The organism is bacterium (genome assembly GCA_019637795.1).
Taxonomy (GTDB): domain Bacteria; phylum Desulfobacterota; class Binatia; order HRBIN30; family CADEER01; genus JAHBUY01.
The window spans coordinates 957,168-975,559 of sequence record JAHBUY010000001.1; the positions used below are offsets into that span (position 1 = coordinate 957,168).

Annotated in this window: 12 protein-coding genes; 4 read left to right on the plus strand and 8 right to left on the minus strand. The window is 73.4% G+C overall.

Annotated elements, in window-relative coordinates:
• Positions 1–12: 12 nt before the first annotated feature.
• On the minus strand, positions 13–480 hold the full coding sequence (locus KF840_04065) for an MAPEG family protein (GenBank protein ID MBX3024066.1): 468 nt from the start codon (positions 478–480) through the stop codon (positions 13–15).
• Entirely contained in the window at positions 477–1,685 is a 1,209-nt protein-coding gene (locus tag KF840_04070) for an adenylate/guanylate cyclase domain-containing protein (GenBank protein ID MBX3024067.1), read from the minus strand. The genes KF840_04065 and KF840_04070 overlap by 4 nt, the downstream gene beginning before the upstream one ends.
• Positions 1,686–1,771: 86 nt before the next feature.
• Between KF840_04070 and KF840_04075 the strand changes: the two genes are divergently transcribed.
• A complete protein-coding gene (locus tag KF840_04075) occupies positions 1,772–3,628 on the plus strand; it encodes a hypothetical protein (protein ID MBX3024068.1) in 1,857 nt (618 codons plus the stop codon).
• A gap of 106 nt (positions 3,629–3,734) precedes the next feature.
• Here the strand turns inward: KF840_04075 and KF840_04080 are convergent, their stop codons facing one another.
• Positions 3,735–6,011 (minus strand): hypothetical protein, encoded by a 2,277-nt coding sequence (locus KF840_04080; GenBank protein MBX3024069.1) that lies wholly within the window; start codon positions 6,009–6,011, stop codon positions 3,735–3,737.
• 276 nt (positions 6,012–6,287) lie between these two features.
• On the opposite strand from KF840_04080, the gene KF840_04085 reads away from it, so the two are divergent.
• Positions 6,288–8,123, plus strand: coding sequence for a hypothetical protein (locus KF840_04085; protein MBX3024070.1), 1,836 nt, complete (start codon positions 6,288–6,290; stop codon positions 8,121–8,123).
• Positions 8,124–8,152: 29 nt separating this feature from the next.
• On the opposite strand, the gene KF840_04090 is transcribed toward KF840_04085, so the two are convergent.
• Complete coding sequence (locus tag KF840_04090) at positions 8,153–9,499, minus strand: alpha/beta hydrolase (protein MBX3024071.1); 1,347 nt, start codon at positions 9,497–9,499, stop codon at positions 8,153–8,155.
• A gap of 237 nt (positions 9,500–9,736) precedes the next feature.
• Between KF840_04090 and KF840_04095 the strand changes: the two genes are divergently transcribed.
• Entirely contained in the window at positions 9,737–11,185 is a 1,449-nt protein-coding gene (locus KF840_04095; GenBank protein MBX3024072.1) for a beta-N-acetylglucosaminidase domain-containing protein, read from the plus strand.
• Between the two features lie 52 nt (positions 11,186–11,237).
• Here KF840_04095 and KF840_04100 read toward each other — a convergent pair whose 3' ends face one another.
• From KF840_04100 to KF840_04115, 4 genes are all read right to left on the minus strand, one after another.
• On the minus strand, positions 11,238–12,218 hold the full coding sequence (locus tag KF840_04100) for a deoxyhypusine synthase family protein (protein ID MBX3024073.1): 981 nt from the start codon (positions 12,216–12,218) through the stop codon (positions 11,238–11,240).
• A gap of 85 nt (positions 12,219–12,303) precedes the next feature.
• Positions 12,304–14,853: a hypothetical protein gene (locus tag KF840_04105; protein MBX3024074.1), complete on the minus strand. Its 2,550-nt coding sequence runs from the start codon at positions 14,851–14,853 to the stop codon at positions 12,304–12,306.
• Between the two features lie 604 nt (positions 14,854–15,457).
• Complete coding sequence (locus KF840_04110; protein MBX3024075.1) at positions 15,458–16,264, minus strand: glutaminyl-peptide cyclotransferase; 807 nt, start codon at positions 16,262–16,264, stop codon at positions 15,458–15,460.
• Complete coding sequence (locus KF840_04115) at positions 16,251–16,640, minus strand: hypothetical protein (protein ID MBX3024076.1); 390 nt, start codon at positions 16,638–16,640, stop codon at positions 16,251–16,253. The genes KF840_04110 and KF840_04115 overlap by 14 nt, the downstream gene beginning before the upstream one ends.
• A 170-nt stretch (positions 16,641–16,810) precedes the next feature.
• Here KF840_04115 and murJ point away from each other — a divergent pair, with 170 nt between their 5' ends.
• Complete coding sequence (murJ, locus tag KF840_04120; GenBank protein ID MBX3024077.1) at positions 16,811–18,388, plus strand: murein biosynthesis integral membrane protein MurJ; 1,578 nt, start codon at positions 16,811–16,813, stop codon at positions 18,386–18,388.
• Positions 18,389–18,392 lie beyond the last annotated feature (4 nt).

Consider the following 18,392-nt stretch of genomic DNA (forward strand, 5'->3'; position numbering starts at 1 on the left):
GGCCGCCGCCCGTCAGGCGCGCAGCGCGTGCCAGAGAACGCTGCCGGCCATGGCGTAGACGACCAGCGAGCCGATGGTCCAGAGGGCGGCACGGGCCTCGTGCGAGCGCGCGGTGAGGACGACGTAGAAGTGGCCGAGGCGCGTCAGCACGTAGAGCGTGAACAGCGCCAGGGCCAGTCCGGGGCGCGGGCCGGTGCAGACGTAGAGGAGCCCGGCGACGAGAAAGAGCGGAATGTTCTCGACGTCGTTGCCGTGCATGCGCCGCGAGCGCTCGACCCATTCGTTGGGCAGCAACTGCGCGGGGTCCGGGGATGGATTGGTCAGCGACCTGCGTGCGTCCTCCGGATAGCGGAAGCCGCCGTTGACCCGGATCATGCGGAAGACCGTGATCCAGCCCTGCGACATCATCTTCACGATCATCAGGGCGGCGGCGATGGCGTAGTAGCCGAACACCGGGTTGTCGAACGTGAGCAGACTCATCGCTCCCCCTCCTGCGACGGCGGCGGGCGCTCGTCGTCCAAGCCGAACACCGCGCGCGCGGCGTCGAAGCCGGCGAGCTGGAACTCCCCCACCGGCGCGAACGCCGCCGGGCAGTGGCGCGCGAATGCCTCCGACGCCAGGATCGTGCGCCCGAGCGCCGCGGTCAGCTTCTCGATCCTGGCGGCCAGATTCACCGCCGGCCCGATGCAGGTGAAGTCGAGCCGGTTGGCGCTGCCGATGTTGCCGTAGAGCACCTCGCCGACGTGGAGGGCGAGGCCGAAGCGCACGCCGGCGAGGCCCGCGGGTCCGGCCCCGGCGAAGGCGGCGGCGACGGCGGCGCGCGCCTCGCGCGCCGCGGCGAGCGCCGCGGCGCAGACCGCCTCCACGTCCCCGCCGTCGGGGGCGACCGAGAAGATCGCCAGCAGGCCGTCGCCCATGAACTTCAGCACGTCGCCGCCGTGGGCGAGGATCGACGGCACCTGGCAGTCGAAGTAGCGATTCAGCAGACCGAGCAGCGTCGCCGGCGCCAGCCGGTCGGCGAGGCCGGTGAAGCCGCGCATGTCGGAGAGCCAGATCGCCGCCCGGATGGCGTCGGCGTCGCCGCGCCGGATCTTCCCGGCGAGGATGCGCGGCGCGCCCTGCCGGCCGACGTAGGTGTCGAGCAGCGTGCCGGCGGTGCGCCGGAGGGTGTGGATCTCGGCCACCCGCGCCAGGGGGGCGGCGACGGCGTGCAGGGCGGCGAGGTGGGCGTCGGTGAAGCCGCCGGGATCGTCGGTGGCGAACGTCGCGGCGTGGATCGCGCCGTCCGTGAAGCGCAGCGGCACGGCGAGGTAGTCCGTCGCTCCCTGCTCCCGCAGGTCGCGAATCATGGCGAAATCCATGGGGAAATCCGCCGCGGCGAGCCGCCGGCGCAGCGGCGCGTCGGTGTCGATGACCCGGCGCACCGGGCTGTGGCGGAAGTCGGCGGACCGGAAGGCCGCGAGCGGGGCGCTGTTCACGTCCACCGCCGCCCCCGGCCGCCAGAGAAACCGCTGGCCGGTGATCTGCGGATGCAGGGTGAGCACGAACAGCCCGACCCGCGCGAGCGGAATGCCGCACGCGAGGAGCCGATCGCACAGCTCGCTGACGACGCGCTCGGTGTCTGGAGCCGAGCGCGCGCCGTCGACCAGCCAGTCAACGAGCGCCCTCGTGTCGCATTCGATCACCAGGACCTCGGAGCTCTTGGTGTGCGACTGCTTGCAAGTCTCGCGGTCGCCAGTCAAGGCAATCCGGCACGTGGGCCCGAGTGCTCATGGGATGCGCGGAGACGACAGGCGACGCAGAGCGGCGCGGCGCGGCGACGGACCGTCCGCACGGTCGCCTGCCGCACCGCGCCATCGTCGCCCTGTCGTTCGCGCCGCGGCTCGACGCCGCGGCGCGGGCGGAGCTGGCGCGGCGCGCCGGCCGCGCCCTGGAGTTGCTCTGCGACGCGGCGCCACGCGCGCTCCACGCCGAGACGGATCTGCTGGTGCTCGAGGCCGGCGAGCCGGCCCCCGGGTGCGTCGCCGAGGACGGCGCCTTCGCCCACAGCGTCGGCATCGGCGGCACCAACTGGCGCCGAGCGCGCGCCTGCGAGGGGCCGGCGCTGCTCGCCGACGTGCGCGCCACCGGCGCGGCGGCCCTCGCCGACTACACGCCGCCGTTCGCGGCGCTGTTCCGCGCCGGGCCCACCGCGCCGCTCGAGGCGGCGACCGACACCTGCGGTCTCATGCACCTCTTCGTCACCGCCGGGACGGGCTTCGCGGCGTGCAGCTCGTCGTGCCTGGCGCTGGGCGCGCTGCGCGACGACGGCCTCGACCTCGAGTCGCTCGCGGCCTACGCCTACCTGAGCCTGTACCCGGGCGCGCGCACCCCCGTGTCGGGGGTGCGACGACTGCAGGCGCGCGAGCGCTGCACGCTCTCGGCCGGCACGCTGCGCGTCGCGGTCTGGGCCGATCGCCCGCCGCGCCAGCCCGCGTTCACGAGCTTCGCGCAGGCGGTCGACGCCGGCGCCGACGCGCTGCGCGCCGCCCTGGAGACGTTCGCGGCGGCCCATCCGCGCCTCGGTCTCTCGCTCTCCGGCGGGCTCGACAGCCGCCTCGCGCTGGCGGCGCTGCCGCGAGGGCGGCGGGCGGCGCTGCAGGTGCTCTGCATCGAAACGCCGGGGCAGGAGAACGCGGCCATCGTGCGCCGCCTGGCGGCGCTGGTTGGATTCGCGCCGACCTTCGTCGCCGTCGACGCGTTTCCCCGCCAGCGGGCGCTCGCCGCCGCCAGCACGGCGGCGCGCCAGCGCGGCTACTGCGCCAATCCGTTCGCCACCGCGATCCTCGAGTGGGTCGAGTCGAGGCTGCCGAACACGCCGCGCATGAACGGACAGAACGGCGAATTCCTGCGCGGCCACTACTACGGGAGGGGCGCGCCGACCGACGGTGCCGTGACCCGCGAGCGCGTCGCCCCGCTGGTGCGATCGGGCGAGCTGCGCGGCGGCAAGCCGGCGTCGCCCCAGGTGCTCGCCGCCGCGTACCGCGCCCCGGTCGAGGCATCCCTGCACGAGGAGACCTACGCCTGGCTGGCGGCCACCGGGCTCCCCTGGCACGACGCCCTCGACGAGCTCTACCTGTGCCAGCGGATGGCGGGGTGGATCGGCACCGAGCTGAGTCGCACCTCGATGTGGCGGATCGACCTGTCGCCCTTCTTCGACCCGCGCGTGCTCGCGTTCGCCCGCCGCGCCGCGCCGCGGGACAAGCTTCGGTTGCGGCTCGCCGCCGCGGTGCTCGAGGCGCTCGATCCCGCCCTCGCGGCCCTGCCGCTCGACGGCCGGCCGGCGCCGGCCACGCTGTGGCGCGCCGACCCGGCGGCGGCGACGGCCGGGAGCCCCACGCCGCCACGCAGCGCGGGCGCGAACGAGCCGGTGGGCGCCGCCGCCGTGCGCCGGTCGCTGCTCCACGACGCCGAGCGCGCGGGCCTGTCGTTGCGCCGCGCCGCGGCGCTGCCGCTGTTCCGCGAACACGCGCTCGACGGCCCCCTGCGCGTCGATTCAACGCTGGACCTGGCGACCCTCGGCTTCGTCCTCGACGTCGAGTGGATGCTCGCGTTCCTCGAGCGGGCGCGCGCCGGCCAGCCTCGATGAGACGGAATGACCTTCGCCACCAGGCTCGGAGACGGCGAGCCCGGAGGAGAGATCGGCTGTCACCCGGCATGGCGATCTGGTCATCGCTCGCCCTGCCGCCGCACGATCACGAATCGAGGACCGTGAGCTGCCCGTTCTTGGTCTCCAGCATGTGCAGGTACACCGAAGGCGCGAAGGCGCGGTCGGCGTACAGGGCCCGCAGGGTCTTCTTGTCGACGGCGGTGAGCTTGCTCGTGGCGATGCCGCTGCCGCCGCCGTTGATCCACGCCGCCTGCCAGATGGAGGCGAGGAGCGCGGCGCCGTCGGCCATGCGCTCGATGGTCCTGGCCCCGTGCGCGGCGAACAGCGCCCGCACCTGGCCGCGGCCGCGGTTGGCGACGTAGGTGGCGATCAGCTTCTCCGGCGGCAGGCTCTTCAGCGAGCGGCGCATGAGCTGCACCGTCGCGTACCCGGCGGCGCGGCCGCCGTCGAGGTCGATCAGCGGACGCGACGCCAGCGCCGTGTTGACGCCGGCGATGATCTCGTCGGCAAAGGTGTCGACCATCCGCGTCTCGTAGGCGGAGTGGACGCCCTTCCCTTCGCCGCTGTCGGGATCGCCGTCGTGCAGGTACGAGGTGTGCAGCGGTTGGCAGGCGTCGCCGACGTAGTGCGCGAGCACGCCGGCGGCGCACAGGAAACGCGGCACGTCCTTGGCGCGTGCCGCCGCCTCCATGACGTCGTAGAGCTGCCAGACGCGGAACGGCAGCAGGCCGCGGTGGCCACGGTCGACGTCGAGCGACTCGTAGAACCTGCTCCACAGGGCGACGTCGAGCTTGGCCGGGCTGGTGCACACCTCGAGCAGGGTCTTGCCGGCGAAGGCGTCCGACGGCTGGTCCATGTCGGCGAAGTGGTTCGGGCTCTCGCGGCCGCGCTTGGCTTCGGCGCCCTTCCAGACGATGTCCGGCACGTCGGCCAGGGCGACGAACTGGCTGCGCCGCAGGGCGCTGTCCAGGTCGGCGAGGTCGGCGTCGCTGAACGAGATCCGGTCGAGGTTCTTGTCGAGGAACTTGCGCAGCTTCGGATCGGTGACCGCGGCGCAGGCGGCGGCGCCGATCTTGTAGTGGCCGAGCTTGCCCCAGGTCTCCGGCAGGCCGACGTTGAGATCGCGGACGATCTCGACGTCGAGCTCGCGGCAGACGGTGCTGACCAGGGTGGCGAGCGCGAACTCGGTCTCCTCCTCGCTGCCCGGCGCGGTCAGGATCTGGCCGCCCCAGTGCAGGCCGAGCGGTCGCGGCAGGTGCGCGTCGGGGCGCGGGCCGGGCCGCGACGGGTCGGGCTCGACCAGCCACAGGGCGCCGGAGTTGCCGTGCCGCGCCAGCCGCCCGCCGCCATGGGCGCGCGGGCCGATCAGGAGATCCGCGACGTAGTCGACGCCACCCACCGAGCGGTAGCGGTAGAAGAAGCCCTGCACCTCGCCCAGCATCAGCCCCGACGCGGCGCCGTAGGCGCGCACCGAACGGCCGATGAGATCGAGCGACAGATTGCCGGCGTGCAGGTCCATCATCTCGCCCAGCTCGCCGATGCCGTAGACCTGCGACGTCCAGCGCCGCGCGTCGGCGATGCGGATCAGGCCGGCGTCGACCGTGGCGCTGGTGCGGCGAGCGGTCCATCCCGGGAAGGCGTCCTCGAACGGCAGCTTGCCGAGCTGGCGGCGGTCGCTGATGCCGACCGTCTCGCGCTCGCCCTGCACCAGCGTGTAGAGCATCCGCCCCTCGTCGCCGACGACGTGGCGGTCGGTGAGCGCGTAGAGCGCGTCGCCGCTGCCGACCAGGCAGCCGATCGAGCCGACGTGCGTCTGGCCCTGCACGTCGGCGAGCACCGGGTAGCCACCGCCGAGGGCGCTGACCGGGAAGCGCGGGGTCGCCGGCGTCACCACCCGCTCGGCGCGTTCGGCGTAGATGACGCAGGTCGGCACCACCCGGCCGTCGGGAAGGTACAGCCGTGGCGGGATCATCTCGTCGGCCTTGCGCGCGAACTCCTCCGGCGCCAGCCACTGGCGCACGAACACCATCACGCACGGCGGCGACAGGCTGGTGACGGCGCTATTGGCCAGGGTGCGCGGCTGCGATCGACCGCGGCGATACGGCGCCCCGGGGTCGTGGGCGCCGGGATCGTGCGGCGCGAACCGATAGCGGCCGATGGCGGTCGCGATCACGTTCTCCTTGTGCGCGAGATGCACGTGGTAGGCGTCGCGCGCGTCGAGCAGATCGCGGATCGACAGCGAGGCGAAGGCGTGCGGATTGTTCCTCGCCGGCGCCGGCGCCGCCGGGCGGCGGGGCGCGACGTGTGTCATCAGGCGAGGGGCGCGGTGCGGCCGAGCGATGCGGCGGCTGCGTCTCGTCATGGCGGATGTCCCTCCTTGGCGGCGGCGTGATCGGGGCCGATGGCGCCGCGACGCTTAGCGCGCCGACCGCCGAGCGCGATATTGGGACTTCCCCGCATGCGGGCGGCGCTCCCGGCCGTCCCCATCAGCGCGGCTGATCGCGGCGTTCAGCGTCGCCCGGACGACGATCGGCATCGCGTCGTCAACGCTCGACACCCGACGGCGAGCGGCGGCGCGGGCGCGCGGCGGCGCCGCTCGCCGCGCGCCGACTGGCATCGCATATGCTCCGTCGCATCGATGAGGGCGAGACACGTGGCGGCGCGGGCAGAGCGGCAGGTGGCGAGGAGGGTGCGCAGGAGAGGACCATGCGCTCTCAGCGCGCTGCTCGTCCTCGTCGGCAGCCTGGCCGGCGACCGCGCCGCGGCAGCAAACGGCAGCGTCATGGGCACGGTGCGCGCCTACGACGGCGCCGCCGGCGTCGGCGGCGTGGTGATGGCGCTGTCGGGCTCCGGCCAGGCGAGCATCACCACCGGCGGCGACGGCGGCTATGCGTTCGCCGACCCGGGCAGCGGCAACTGGCGACTGACGGCGGCGAAGAACGGCGGGCTCGCCGCGGCGGTCACCGCGGCGGACGTCGGCTGCGCGCTGCGGGCAGCGGTCGGGGCGCGGGCGCTCACCCCGCAGCAACTCCTCGTCACCGACGTCACCGGCGACGGCCGCGTCACGGCGCTCGACGCCGCCCGCATCCTGCAGCTCCTGGCCGGTCGCCGCGCCCACCTGCCGATCGCCGAGCAGTGCGGCTCCGACTGGGCCTTCATCCCCGCGCCCGCGGCGATGCCCAATCAACTGGTGACCGCGCCGCAGACGGTCCCCGCCTGCGCCCCCGGCGCGATCGCCTTCTCCCCGCTGGTTCCCCCGGTGAGCGGGCAGGACTTCCTCGCCCTCGCCTTCGGCGACTGCGATGCGGAGGCGCGCACGCCCACGCCGGCCGCCGGCACCGCGACGCGCACGCCGACGCGGACCTTCACCCCGACGCCGACGCCGACGTCCACCCCGACGCCGCCCGCGCGCGACTGGCGCGTCTGGCCGTTCGACCGCACCTCGCCGTGGAACTACCCGATCGGCAGCGCGGCCCAGTACGCGGCGGTGCCGGCGCTGGCGCAACTGCCGATCGGCATCAACTACGACGATCGCTGGACGTCGGCGGTGATCGTCGCGTCCGCCGCCGATCCCGTCGCCACGGCCCGCTTCACCCTCAACTGGGGCCCGACCTCGAGTTGGGCGTTTCTCAGCGGCGGCGGACTGACGTGCCGCAACCCCGCGAACGTCGAGTCGTCGCTGCTGGCGGCCGCCGCCGGCACCTGGCCGCCGAGCGACGGCAACTACTATTCGACCACCGTCGTCACCAGCAACGGCTCGCAGGTGTTGCCGACCAGCTACCACCGCGCCAGCCAGGACTGGCGCGGCAGCTTCCACCTGCCGGACGGCGCGTGTCCGTCGCCCGACACCGACGGCCTGATGGCCGTGGTGCAGCCGGACGGCTGGGTGCTCGACGTCTACGCCGCGGTCGTCACCTCGAACCGCGCGGTGGTGAGCACGATGGGGAGCTGGATCGACGCGCGCGGCGACGGCACCGGCTGGTGGAACGGCCGCCGCGCCAGCATGTTGCCCTCGTTCGCCGGCTTGATCCGCACGGGCGAGATCGCCGGCGGCCGCATCCCGCACGCGCTCGCGGCGCTGGCGCCGCCGCGCCTGCTGGCGCACGCCTACGCCTGGCCGGCGGCCGCCTTCGATCGCGACGCCGATTACGGCGGCACGCTGCCGATGGGGGCGCTGCTGGCGATCCCGGCAAGCGTCGACATCACCCGCCTCGGGCTGTCGCCGCGCGGCCTGATCCTGGCGCGCGCCGCGCAGGACTACGGCATCTACCTGGTCGACCGCGGCGGCGACGGCCTCACCCTGCTCGCCGAGCTCGGCAACAGCGAGATCCGCTGGAACAAGGAGGGGTCGTATCCGCCGGACTGGCTCGACCTGCAGATCATCCGCGACCACCTGGCGCGGGTGACCAACAACAGCGCCGCGACGCGCGGCGGCGGCGGCACCCCGCGCGTTCCCCTGGCGCCGAACCTGTGATCGGGCGGTGGTCGGACCCGCGGCGACGGCTATTGCGACGCGTACACGAACCCCGGCTGCGACGGCGGGCCGAGCAACGGCGACCAGCGCTGGTCGCCGGCCAGGTGCGTCTGGAGGAACGGCAGAACCCAGCGCAGCACGTCGGCATGCGCTTCGGCGGAGGTCAGGGTCGCCGGCGGGTTGCAGTCGGAGGTCGAGAGACAGACGTCGGAGAAGGCGTAGTGGCCGGTGTGCTCGATCTCGACCAGCAGTTTCGGGCTGGCCGAGCGATCGTAGGCGGCGCGGGCGCCGGGGTTGCTGATCACGCTGTCGATGGTGCCCAGCATGGTGAGCGACGGCACCGGCAGGACGGAGTTGTAGAACGACGCGGGCGCCATCGCGACGGCGACGTCGATGCGCGGCTCGATGGCGGTGACGAGATAGGTGGTGAGGCCGCCGAAGGAGTGGCCGGTCATGGCGATGCGGGTCGGGTCGATGGCGCCGAACAGCGGCGACAGCGGATCGGCGGCCGCGGCCAGCACCTGATCGAGCACGAAGACCACGTCCTGCGGCCGCTCGACGAGCGCCGCGCCGAGCGCCGCCGGCGTGTTGCAGTTGGGAAAGTCGTAGATCGTGTTGCCGGGGTGCGGCGGCGCGACGACGACGAAGCCCCACGACGCCAGCAGCGGGGTGAGGAACCGGCTCTGCAGCGGCGTGCCGCAGGAGCCGTGCGAGAACAGCACCAGCGGGTACGGGCCGCCACTGGCAGCGAGCGGCGCGTCGGCGACGCCGCCGGTGGCGGCGACGATCGGTCCGCTGCCGGACGGCGCGGGATACCAGATGCTGGTGTTCAGCACCCGCGGCGTGCCCGGGCTCGCCGCCGAATCCTTGGTGTACTCGATGACGCGGTAGCCGGGGACGTACGGACCGGAGCGACGCGGGTCGAGACAGGTGCCGGCGGTCCAGTCGACGACGTCGGCGCAGTGCGTCTGCGCCGCGCAGGCCGTGCGCGCGAAGCGACCGGTATCGGTGCACGCCGCGGCGCGGCTCAGCGTGCAGGTGGCGCGGTCGTCCGCGCGGCGGACGCGGCCGCAGGTGGACCTGGTGCTGCCGCAGGTCGCGCCCTTGGCGATGTCGCGCGCCGTGTCGCGGCAGTCGGCGCGCAGGCTGCCGGCGGCGATGGCGTCGTCGATCGCGGCGCGGGCGCAGCGCTGATAGGCGCCGCGGCGGCTGAAGGTGGCGCACGGACACGCCGTCTCGGTGGCGGCGCGCAGGGCGGCGAGGGCGCGCTGGTCCTCGAGCGTCCAGGCGTCGGTCAGGCAACTGCTGCTGCGCGCCGACGCCGACGACGCGACGCCCAGCAGCAGCACCAGCCACAGTCGATTCGCAACCGTCATGTGCACCCCCCGAACGACAGCCCACGCCCGGCAACGGACGCGCCCCCGCCCGCTCGACACCCCGTGCGATGTGCCGCCGTGTGCGCGTCGTAGCGCACCGCGGGCCGGTTGGAAACCCGCGCTGGCGGTGCGCCCCATTCATCGCTGCCCGCTCGCGCGCCGCGGCCCCGTCGCGCCCGGATCCGGCGCGACGGGATGGGGGTTGGCTCTTCGCCGTGGCGTGTGGGATCTGGGGTCATGCGCCTGGTCGCGGCCCTGCTCGCGCTGCTGGTCGTCGGCTGCGGCGGCGACTCGGGCGATCGCCCGCAGCCAATGCGCGGCGCGATCGAGGGCTTCTACGGGCCGCTGTACTCCTTCGAGCAGCGGCTCGACCTGCTGCGCTTCCTGCCCCGGGCAGGGCTCGACACCTACGTCTACGCGCCGAAGACCGACCCGTACCATCGGGCGCGCTGGCGCGATCCCTATCCAGCGGAGTGGATGGCGCACTTCCGCGAGCTGGCGAGCACGGCGCGCGATCTCGGCCTGCGCTTCGTGTTCGCGCTCTCGCCGGGCGCGCAGTTCGATCCCGACGCCGGCGACCAGGCCGCCGTGCAGGACAAGCTGGCGACGCTGCTGGACGTCGGCGTGCGCCACTTCTGTCTCTTCTTCGACGACCTCGCGCCGGGGGGCCGCGCCGCCGAGCCGGCGGTACAGGTCGCGCTGGTCACCGATACCCTCGCCTTCCTGAGTGCTCGCGGGCGCGACGCCGACCTCTGCTTCATCTCCCACTACTACGCCGGCACCGCCGCCGAGCTGCGCGCCGACCGCTCGCCGTTCGACGGCACGTTCGCGGCGCCGGCGTCGGCGACCTACGCCGCTTACGCGGCGATCCCGCGCGAGGTGGCGATCCTCTGGACCGGACCGCGCGTCTTCAGCCGGCTCACCGTCGCCGACACCGCCGCCTATCGCGCCTTCGCCGGGCGCCCGGTGGTGATCTGGGACAACTTCCCGGTGAACGACGTCATCCTCAGCCGCGAGCTCTTCCTCTCGCCGTACCGCGATCGCGAGGCCGGCATCGCGCGCGTCGCGGACGGGGTGCTGCTCAACCTCATGCTGCAGCCGGAAGCGAGCAAGCTGGCGCTGTACACCGCCGGTCGCTTCTTCGCCGAGGGCGGGCGGTACGATCCGGACGCGGCGCTCGACGCCGCGCTCGACGTCGTCGCCGGCAGCCACGCCGGCGGCCGGATCGTGGCCCGCATCGCCGAACAGTTCCACAGCCACCCGCTGATCGGCCACGTGCAGGAGTCGCCGCGCCTGGCGGCGCGCATGGCCGCCTTCCTCGCCTCGCGCTCGGCGGCGGACGCCGCGGCGCTGCGCGCCCTGTTCGCCGAGCTCGCCGCCACCGCCGACGACCTCGCCCGCGACGTCCCCAACCAGGCGCTGGTCGCCGAGCTCGCCGCGCCGGCGGAGAAGCTGTCGTTGCTCGCCACCGCCGGACTGCTGGCGCTCGATCGGCTCGAGCGCCAGTCGCGGGGCGAGCCCGACGACGACGACGCCCTCACCGCGGCGCTGCGCGCCGCGCGCGCCATTCCCTGGCTGGTCGCCGCCAACTCGCCGATCGGCGCGCCGCTCGATCAGTTCCTGTCCGGGCAGGATGCGGAGCCGGCCAACGTCTTCGGCGACTTCTTCGCCGCCGTCGGCCCGTGAGCGCGGGTCGCGCGCCGGCGCGGCGACGGACCGGCCGCGCCCCGGCGGCCCGTCACCAGCCGAGCACGTAGGCGAACAGCAGCGGCGCGACGATGGTGGCGTCGGACTCGATGACGAACTTCGGCGTCTCGAGGCCGAGCTTGCCCCAGGTGATCTTCTCGTTCGGCACCGCGCCGGAATACGACCCGTAGCTCGTGGTCGAATCGCTGATCTGGCAGAAGTAGGCCCACTTGCGGATGCCCTCCATCCGCAGGTCCTGCTCCATCATCGGGACCACACAGATCGGGAAGTCGCCGGCGATGCCGCCGCCGATCTGGAAGAAGCCGATGCCGCCGCCCACGGCGGCGTTCGCCTGGTACCACCGCGACAGCGCGATCATGTACTCGACGCCGGAGCGCAACACCTCCACGCGCCGGATCTTCCCGGCGATGCAGTGGGCGGCGAAGATGTTGCCGAGGGTCGAGTCCTCCCAGCCCGGCACGAACAGCGGCAGGTCCTTCTCGCAGGCGGCGAGCAGCCAACTGTGCTTGGGATCGATCTGATAGGACGGCGCCAGGCGGCCGCTGCGGATGAGCTTGTAGAAGAACTCGTGCGGCAGCCAGCGCTCGCCGGCGCGGTCGGCGGCGTGCCACTCCTGCGCCAGGTTGTGCTCGAGATGCCGCATCGCCTCTTCCTCGGGGATGCAGGTGTCGGTGACGCGGTTGAGCTGGCGGTCGAGCAGCGCCTGCTCCTCCCGCGGCGAGAGCTCGCGGTAGTTCGGAATGCGCACGTAGTGGTCGTGCGCGACGAGGTTGAACAGATCCTCCTCGAGGTTCGCGCCGGTGCAGGAAATGGCGTGCACCTTGTCCTGGCGGATCATCTCGGCCAGCGACAATCCGAGCTCGGCGGTGCTCATCGCGCCGGCGAGGCAGGCCAGCATGCGGCCGCCGCCCTCGACGTGGGCGCGGTACGCGCGCGCGGCATCGACCAACGCCGCCGCATTGAAGTGCCGATAGTGGTGGGTGAGGAACTGGCTGATCGGTCCGCTGCTCATGGTGGACCGAAAATGGAAGAATCGGCTGCCGGGCGCAACCGGTGGGAGGACGCGGCGCGGGGGCCCGGAGGCCCCCGCCGCGAGGTCACGGCATGCGGCAGGAGAGGCTGAGCTGGCCCTTCTTGCGGCAGATGTCGATGCTGCCATTGCGCGGGATGAGCGCCTGCTGCATCGACGCGGCGACCGGACCGCTCGGCTGCGACACCCCGGTCTGGGTGCGCGGCAGGTGGCGGCGGGTCAGCGTCATGTTGAAGATGTTCGGATCGTCGCGCAGCACCTTGATAGTGGCTCGCGTGACGCCGTCGCCCGAGCGGCACTTGTAAATCCGGTCACTGCGCTGGGCGCAGCCGGTGAGCGCCGCCGCGGCGTCGAACTGCCCGCTGTCCTTCACGTTCAGCGACACCGCGCCAGCGAGCAGATCGGCGCGGAAGGTCTTGGCCGTGCTGTCGTCGACGATGGCGCGCACGCGCATGCTGCCGGTGTCGCGGTTGGCGCTGCTGGCGGTGAGGTTCACCTGGCGCAGCGCCAGGTTCGGGGTGTCGGTGACCGCGCCCTGCAGCAGGGCGATGAACGGCCGATGCAGCACCGCCGACTCGCGGCCCATGCGGATGCGTTTGCCGATCAGCGCTCCCTCGATCTTCGAGAAGGCGCCGATCGACACCTTCGGGCGCTTGGCGGCGAGCAGCGTGCCGGGGAATGGACTCTGCGTGTGACTGCCGATGCGGACGAAGCGGCCGGCGCCGCTCACCATCCACAGCACGTTGGCCGGGAGGATGTTCTCCAGCACGACGCGCGAGCGCGTGCCGATGCGGAAGGCGCCGGCGACCCGGAAGACCACCACCGTGTCGGCGAAGCCCTTGATGGTCAGGCCGCCGTCCTGGCCGATGCGCAGCGCGTCGATGTCCACCACCTGCTGGCCGTGCCCCAGGTTGATGACCTGCGACTGTCCGGCGCGCAGCCGGATCTCGCCCAGCGCTTGCGTCTGCGGCAGCGCGAAGATCGTCCTCTCGGTGTCGGGGACCGCATCGATGGTCTTCTGGCAACGGAGGTACTCGGGCGCCGTGCCGGTCTTGTCGACGTTCGGATTCGCCGGATTGTCGATCGTGAGCTGCGTCTCGCACTTCAGGCCCTGCGGGCACTGGCTGTCGTTCTGGCAGGGGATAGTGCCGCCGGTGCACATCGCCGGCGGACCGACGAGCGGCACCGTCTGTCCGACCACGACCGCTCCCGGCGATGCGTTGTCGTTGACGAACTGGTGCAGGATGCGGATCACCGGCCGGCCGCCGCTGAAGCGGACGTTGCCCTCCAGGGCCACGGCGCCGGTGACCAGCACGCCGATCGATGCCTTCATGTCGACCCCACACGCGCCGGCGCGGATGGTCGCGGTCAGCTCGGCGATGCCCGCGTCCGCCTCCATGACCTTGGCCTCGCGGCCGAGGCGCAGGCTGCGCAGGCCGTCGACGGCGGTGCCGATGATCGCGTAGCGCTGGAGCTGGTAGAAGGTCGAGCAATTGGGGTTCTCGGCGTCGATGACGCCGTCGCCGTCGTTGTCGATGCCGTCGGCGCACGAGTTGCACTCCGGGCTCTCGACGCCGACCTCGAACAGGCAGCCCAGCGTCGGCTCGCAGGTGTCGGTGGTGCACCCATCATTGTCGTCGCACACCGTGGCGGTGCCGCCGACGCAGGCGCCGGCGACGCACTGTTCGCCGGTGGTGCAGGCATTGCCGTCGCTGCACGGCGTGCCGCCGGGCGCGTTCTGGTGCAGGCAGACGCCGCTGCCATCGCACTGATCGAGCGTGCACTGGTTGCCGTCGTCGGCGCAGGGCGAGCCGGGCGACTCGAGCTGGCAGGTTGCCGAGCAGCAGTCGCCGCTCACGTTGTTGTGATCGTCGCACTGCTCCGGCCCTTCGACGATGCCATTGCCGCAGTAGGGCGTCTGGGTCGGCGTCGCGCTCGGCGTCGGCGTGTTCGTGAAGGTCGCGGTGACGGTCGGCGTCCGCGTGTTGGTCGCGGTGACGGTGGACGTCGCGGTGCGCGTCGGGGTCAGGGTGAAGGTCGCCGTGGGCGTCGGCGTCCAGGTCGGCAGCGGCGGCGCGGCGCTGCTGTCGTTGCGTGATCCGGCGCTGACGACGCTGTTGGGCGAGCACCCCGGCGCGCTGAGGCCGTTGGTGTCGATGCCGAAGCCGGCGGCGCCGATGTTGAACCCCGACCCGGCCAGCGCGCCGTTGTAGATGAAGATCACCGCCTGATTGGCGCCGAGCGCGAAGCCGTCGCTCGGCTCGGGCGCGCAGATGGTGGTCGACGTGGTGACGCTGCTCGGCGAGGTGCACACCGGCGGATTGCCGGTGGCGGGCACGCCGAACGCGATCAGCGTGCGCTGCGCGCTGCCGTCGCAGGCCGTGCTCACCGTCTGCGCGATGCAGGCGGGCGGCACGTCGCCGCTGCCGTCGCTCAACGGCACCAGCGGCGAGCTCACCCCGCCCGGGCAGTCGCCCGGGACGCGACAGACATTGACCGAGCCGGCGCCGGTGCCGAGCGTCAGCTTGCCGGCGTTGTTGGCATCGAAGGCGACGGCGCTGACGCTGTTCGGCACCAGAATGGCCGTGCGCCGCACGAAGTCGAAGTCGTGCAGCATCTGGTTCGGCGGCAGCGCGCCGACCACGGCGGCGGCGGTCTGGCCGGCGACGCTACCCGAGACGCTGCAGCCGCCCGTCCCGGCCGACGATCCCACCAGGCTGGTGACCCGCTGCCGCTCGGCGCCAGCCCCCAGCGGCGGCAAGACGCGCACCAACTGGTACGCGGTGCCGTCGGCGGCGCGGAAGACCGACTGGGTGAACTGCGCGCGCGCCGGCCCCGCCCAGGCGGCGAGCGCCAGCACGGCCAACAGCGCGAGCCGACCGGCGCATGCGCCGCGCTCGCTCATCCGAGTCGTTCCCCCCATGTCAGTCACAGACCCGCGGCGGGCACCATCGCGCCCGTCCGCCCCGCTCATGATCTCCGCAGCGCCGGCGTTTCCCTCAACACCGCGACCACCCCCGCGCTGCCTGTCCCCTCAGTTCAGAATCGGCTTCGGATCAGCAAATCACTCGACGGCACGCATGGCAAAGAGCAGTGCGTTGCGATGCGCGCCTGCTGTTTCTCGTCCCCCAGAAGGCGGTGTTTAGTCAAGTAGTAATTCCCGCGCCAAGAACAAAATCCACTGCTTTGCGACCTGACCTGCGCGGTCTCGGAGGAGCCGCTCAGCGGGGGACGAAACGCACCCGGAACAGTTTCGGCCACAGCTTGCCGGTCAGCAGGTAGGTGTTGTTGGAGGGGTCGAAGGCGATGCCGTTGAGGATCGCCTCGCTGCCGATCTGCCGCCGCTCCTCGGGGCTGAGGAGGCCGCTGGCGTCGATGCTGGCGCGGACGAGGCCGCTGGCGGCGGCGATGGCGACGATGCGGTCGGTCAGCCAGACGTTGGCGTAGATGGTGTCGCCGACGCACTCGAGCTCGTTGAGGCGGGGCACCGGCTGGCCGTTCTCGGTCACCGCCAGGGTGCGCTGCACGGCAAAGGTGGCGGGGTCGCGGAAGGTGAGCTGGGCGCTGCCGTCGCTCTGCACCAGCGCCTTGCCGTCGAAGCAGAGGCCCCAGCCCTCGCCCTCGTACCGCCACTCGCCGCGCGGCTCGAAGGTGGGCGGATCCCAGCGCAGGGCGCGACCGTTCTGCCAGGTGAGCTGCACCAGCTCGTCGCGCGCCCAGGCCAGCCCCTCGCCGAAGAGCGGCGGCGGCAGGTCCTTCTGCCGCAGCACCCGGCCGCTTTCCAGCTCGACCTGGCGCAGGCTCGAACGTCCGACCAGGCCGGTGCTCTCGTAGAGCGCGCCGTCGTGCAGCAGCAGGCCCTGGGTGAAGGCGCGCGGGTCGTGCGGATAGGCCGCCAGCACCTGCACGCCCAGCGCCGTCGGCTGCGCGCCGCTGGAGGTCCCCGTCGCCAGCAGCAGCAACCCGACCAGGACCGGCAGCACCCGGGCGCGATAGCGAGCCCCGCCGACGCGGTCAACCGAGCCCATCATCATCCACCGCGACGATCAGCGTCAGCCCGCGCACCGCCACCACCCGCACCGCCGCCCCGGCCTCGACCGGCGCCGCGCCGGCCGCGATCTCGGCGCGCCAGAGCTCGACGCCGACGGCGACGGTGCCGCGCGGCGCCAGGCGGCGGCGGGCGATGCCGCGCCGGCCGATGAGCGCCGCCGCGCCCGCCGGAACCGGCTCGTAGGCGCCGCGCAGGAACGGATAGAGCGCGGCGTCCTTCGCCACCCAGGCGGCGAGGAGCGCCATTGCCGCCCAGCCGGGCAGCCCCGCCCACCGCCAGAGCGCCCAGACGAGGACCGCGGCAGCGGCGATCTCGGGCAGTTGGAAGAGCGCGTAGCGCAGCAGCGGCGGCATCCGGGGACGATCCTACCCCGCCAATGCCGACCCGCCAGACAGGCTGCCACGCCGTCGGGCCTCGGCTCCACGTCGTCGACGACATCGTCGGGCAGGGTCCGGACGCGCGATGCGCGCGGTCGTTCGCCGCGCCGCGGCGGCTCGGGCATACTGCGCCGCGGGAGCGGCGGGTGGACGCGGCGCAGGCGGAACGACCTCAGGCATCGCGCATCGGCGCGGCGGCGGTACTGCTGGCGTCGAGCGTGCTGCTGTCGCGGATCTTCGGCTATGCGCGCGAGTCGCTGCTCGCCTACCGCGCCGGCGCCGGTCCGACCACGGATGCCTATTACGCCGCCTTCCAGATCCCCGATCTGCTGAACTACCTGCTCGCCGGCGGCGCGCTCTCGATCGCCTTCCTGCCCCTCTACACCCGCCACCTGGCGGCCGACGATCGCGCCGGCGCCGAGCGCCTGCTGGCGACCGTGCTCGGCACGCTGACCGCCGCGGCGGCGCTGGCGACGCTGCTCCTGTGGTGGTTCGCCGAGCCGCTGATCGCGCTGCAGTTCCCGCGCTTCGATGCCGCGACCCGCGCCACCACCGTCCATCTGACGCGCATCGTGCTGCCGGCGCAGGTGCTCTTCATCAGCGGCGGCATCATCAACGCGACCCTCTTCGCGCACGGCCGCTTCGCCGCCGCCGCGATCGCCCCGCTGCTCTACAACAGCGGCATCATCGCCGGTGGCCTCCTCCTGGCGCCGCTGCTGCCGCTGCCGGTGGAGGGCTTCGCCTGGGGCGCGCTGGCCGGCGCCTTCTGCGGGCCGTTCCTGGCGCCGCTGCTCTACGCCCGACGCCACGTCCGCCTGGCGGCGCGGGTGGCGCCGCTCGACCGCGCCTTCCTCGCCTATCTCGCCATCGCCGCGCCGCTGATGTTCGGGCAGACGCTGCTGACCGTCGACGAGTGGTACCAGCGCTGGTTCGGCGCCCTGCTCGGCGCCGGCACGGTGTCGCACCTGAGCTACGGCATCCGCCTGATGCAGGTGCCGGTGGCGGTGGTGGGCCAGGCGATCGCCGCCGCGGCGCTGCCGACCCTGTCGCGCCTCTATGCCGAAGGCCGGCGCGAGGAGCTCAACGCCACCGTGCTGCGCACCCTGCAGGCCGGGCTCGGCCTCGCGGTGGTCGCCGCCGGCGGCGCCTTCGCGCTCGCCCACCCGCTGGTGCGGCTGGTCTACCAGCGCGGCGCCTTCACCGCCGCCGATACCGCGGCCGTGGTCGGCATCCTCTCCCTGCTCTGCTGCGCCGTGCCCGCCTGGATCGCGCAGCAGATCATCGCCCGCGCCTTCTACGCCCGCGCCGACACCTGGCGGCCGATGCTGCTCGGCACGGCGGTCGCGCTCGCCGCCATCCCCCTCTACCTCCACCTCGGCCGCACCTACGGGGTGCGCGGGCTGGCGCTGGCGCCCGGCATCGGGATGAGCGTCAATGCGCTGGCGACCATCGCCTGGGCGCGGCGGCTGCACGGCGCGCCGTCGCTGGCGGCGCTGCTCGCGACCGCGGCGCGCGCCGCGCTGGTCGCCCTCCCCGCGGCGGCGCTGATCCGCTGGTCGCTGCCGGCCACCAACGCCACCGCGGTCGCCGCCCTGGGCAGCTTCGCCGCCGGCGGCGCCGCCTACGCCGCCCTGGTCGGCGCCGGCACCTGGCTGTTCGGCGACCAGGCCCTGCGCGACGCCCTCGCCCGCGTCGCCAGCCGCCTCGCCCCGCGCCGCCGCTGACCGC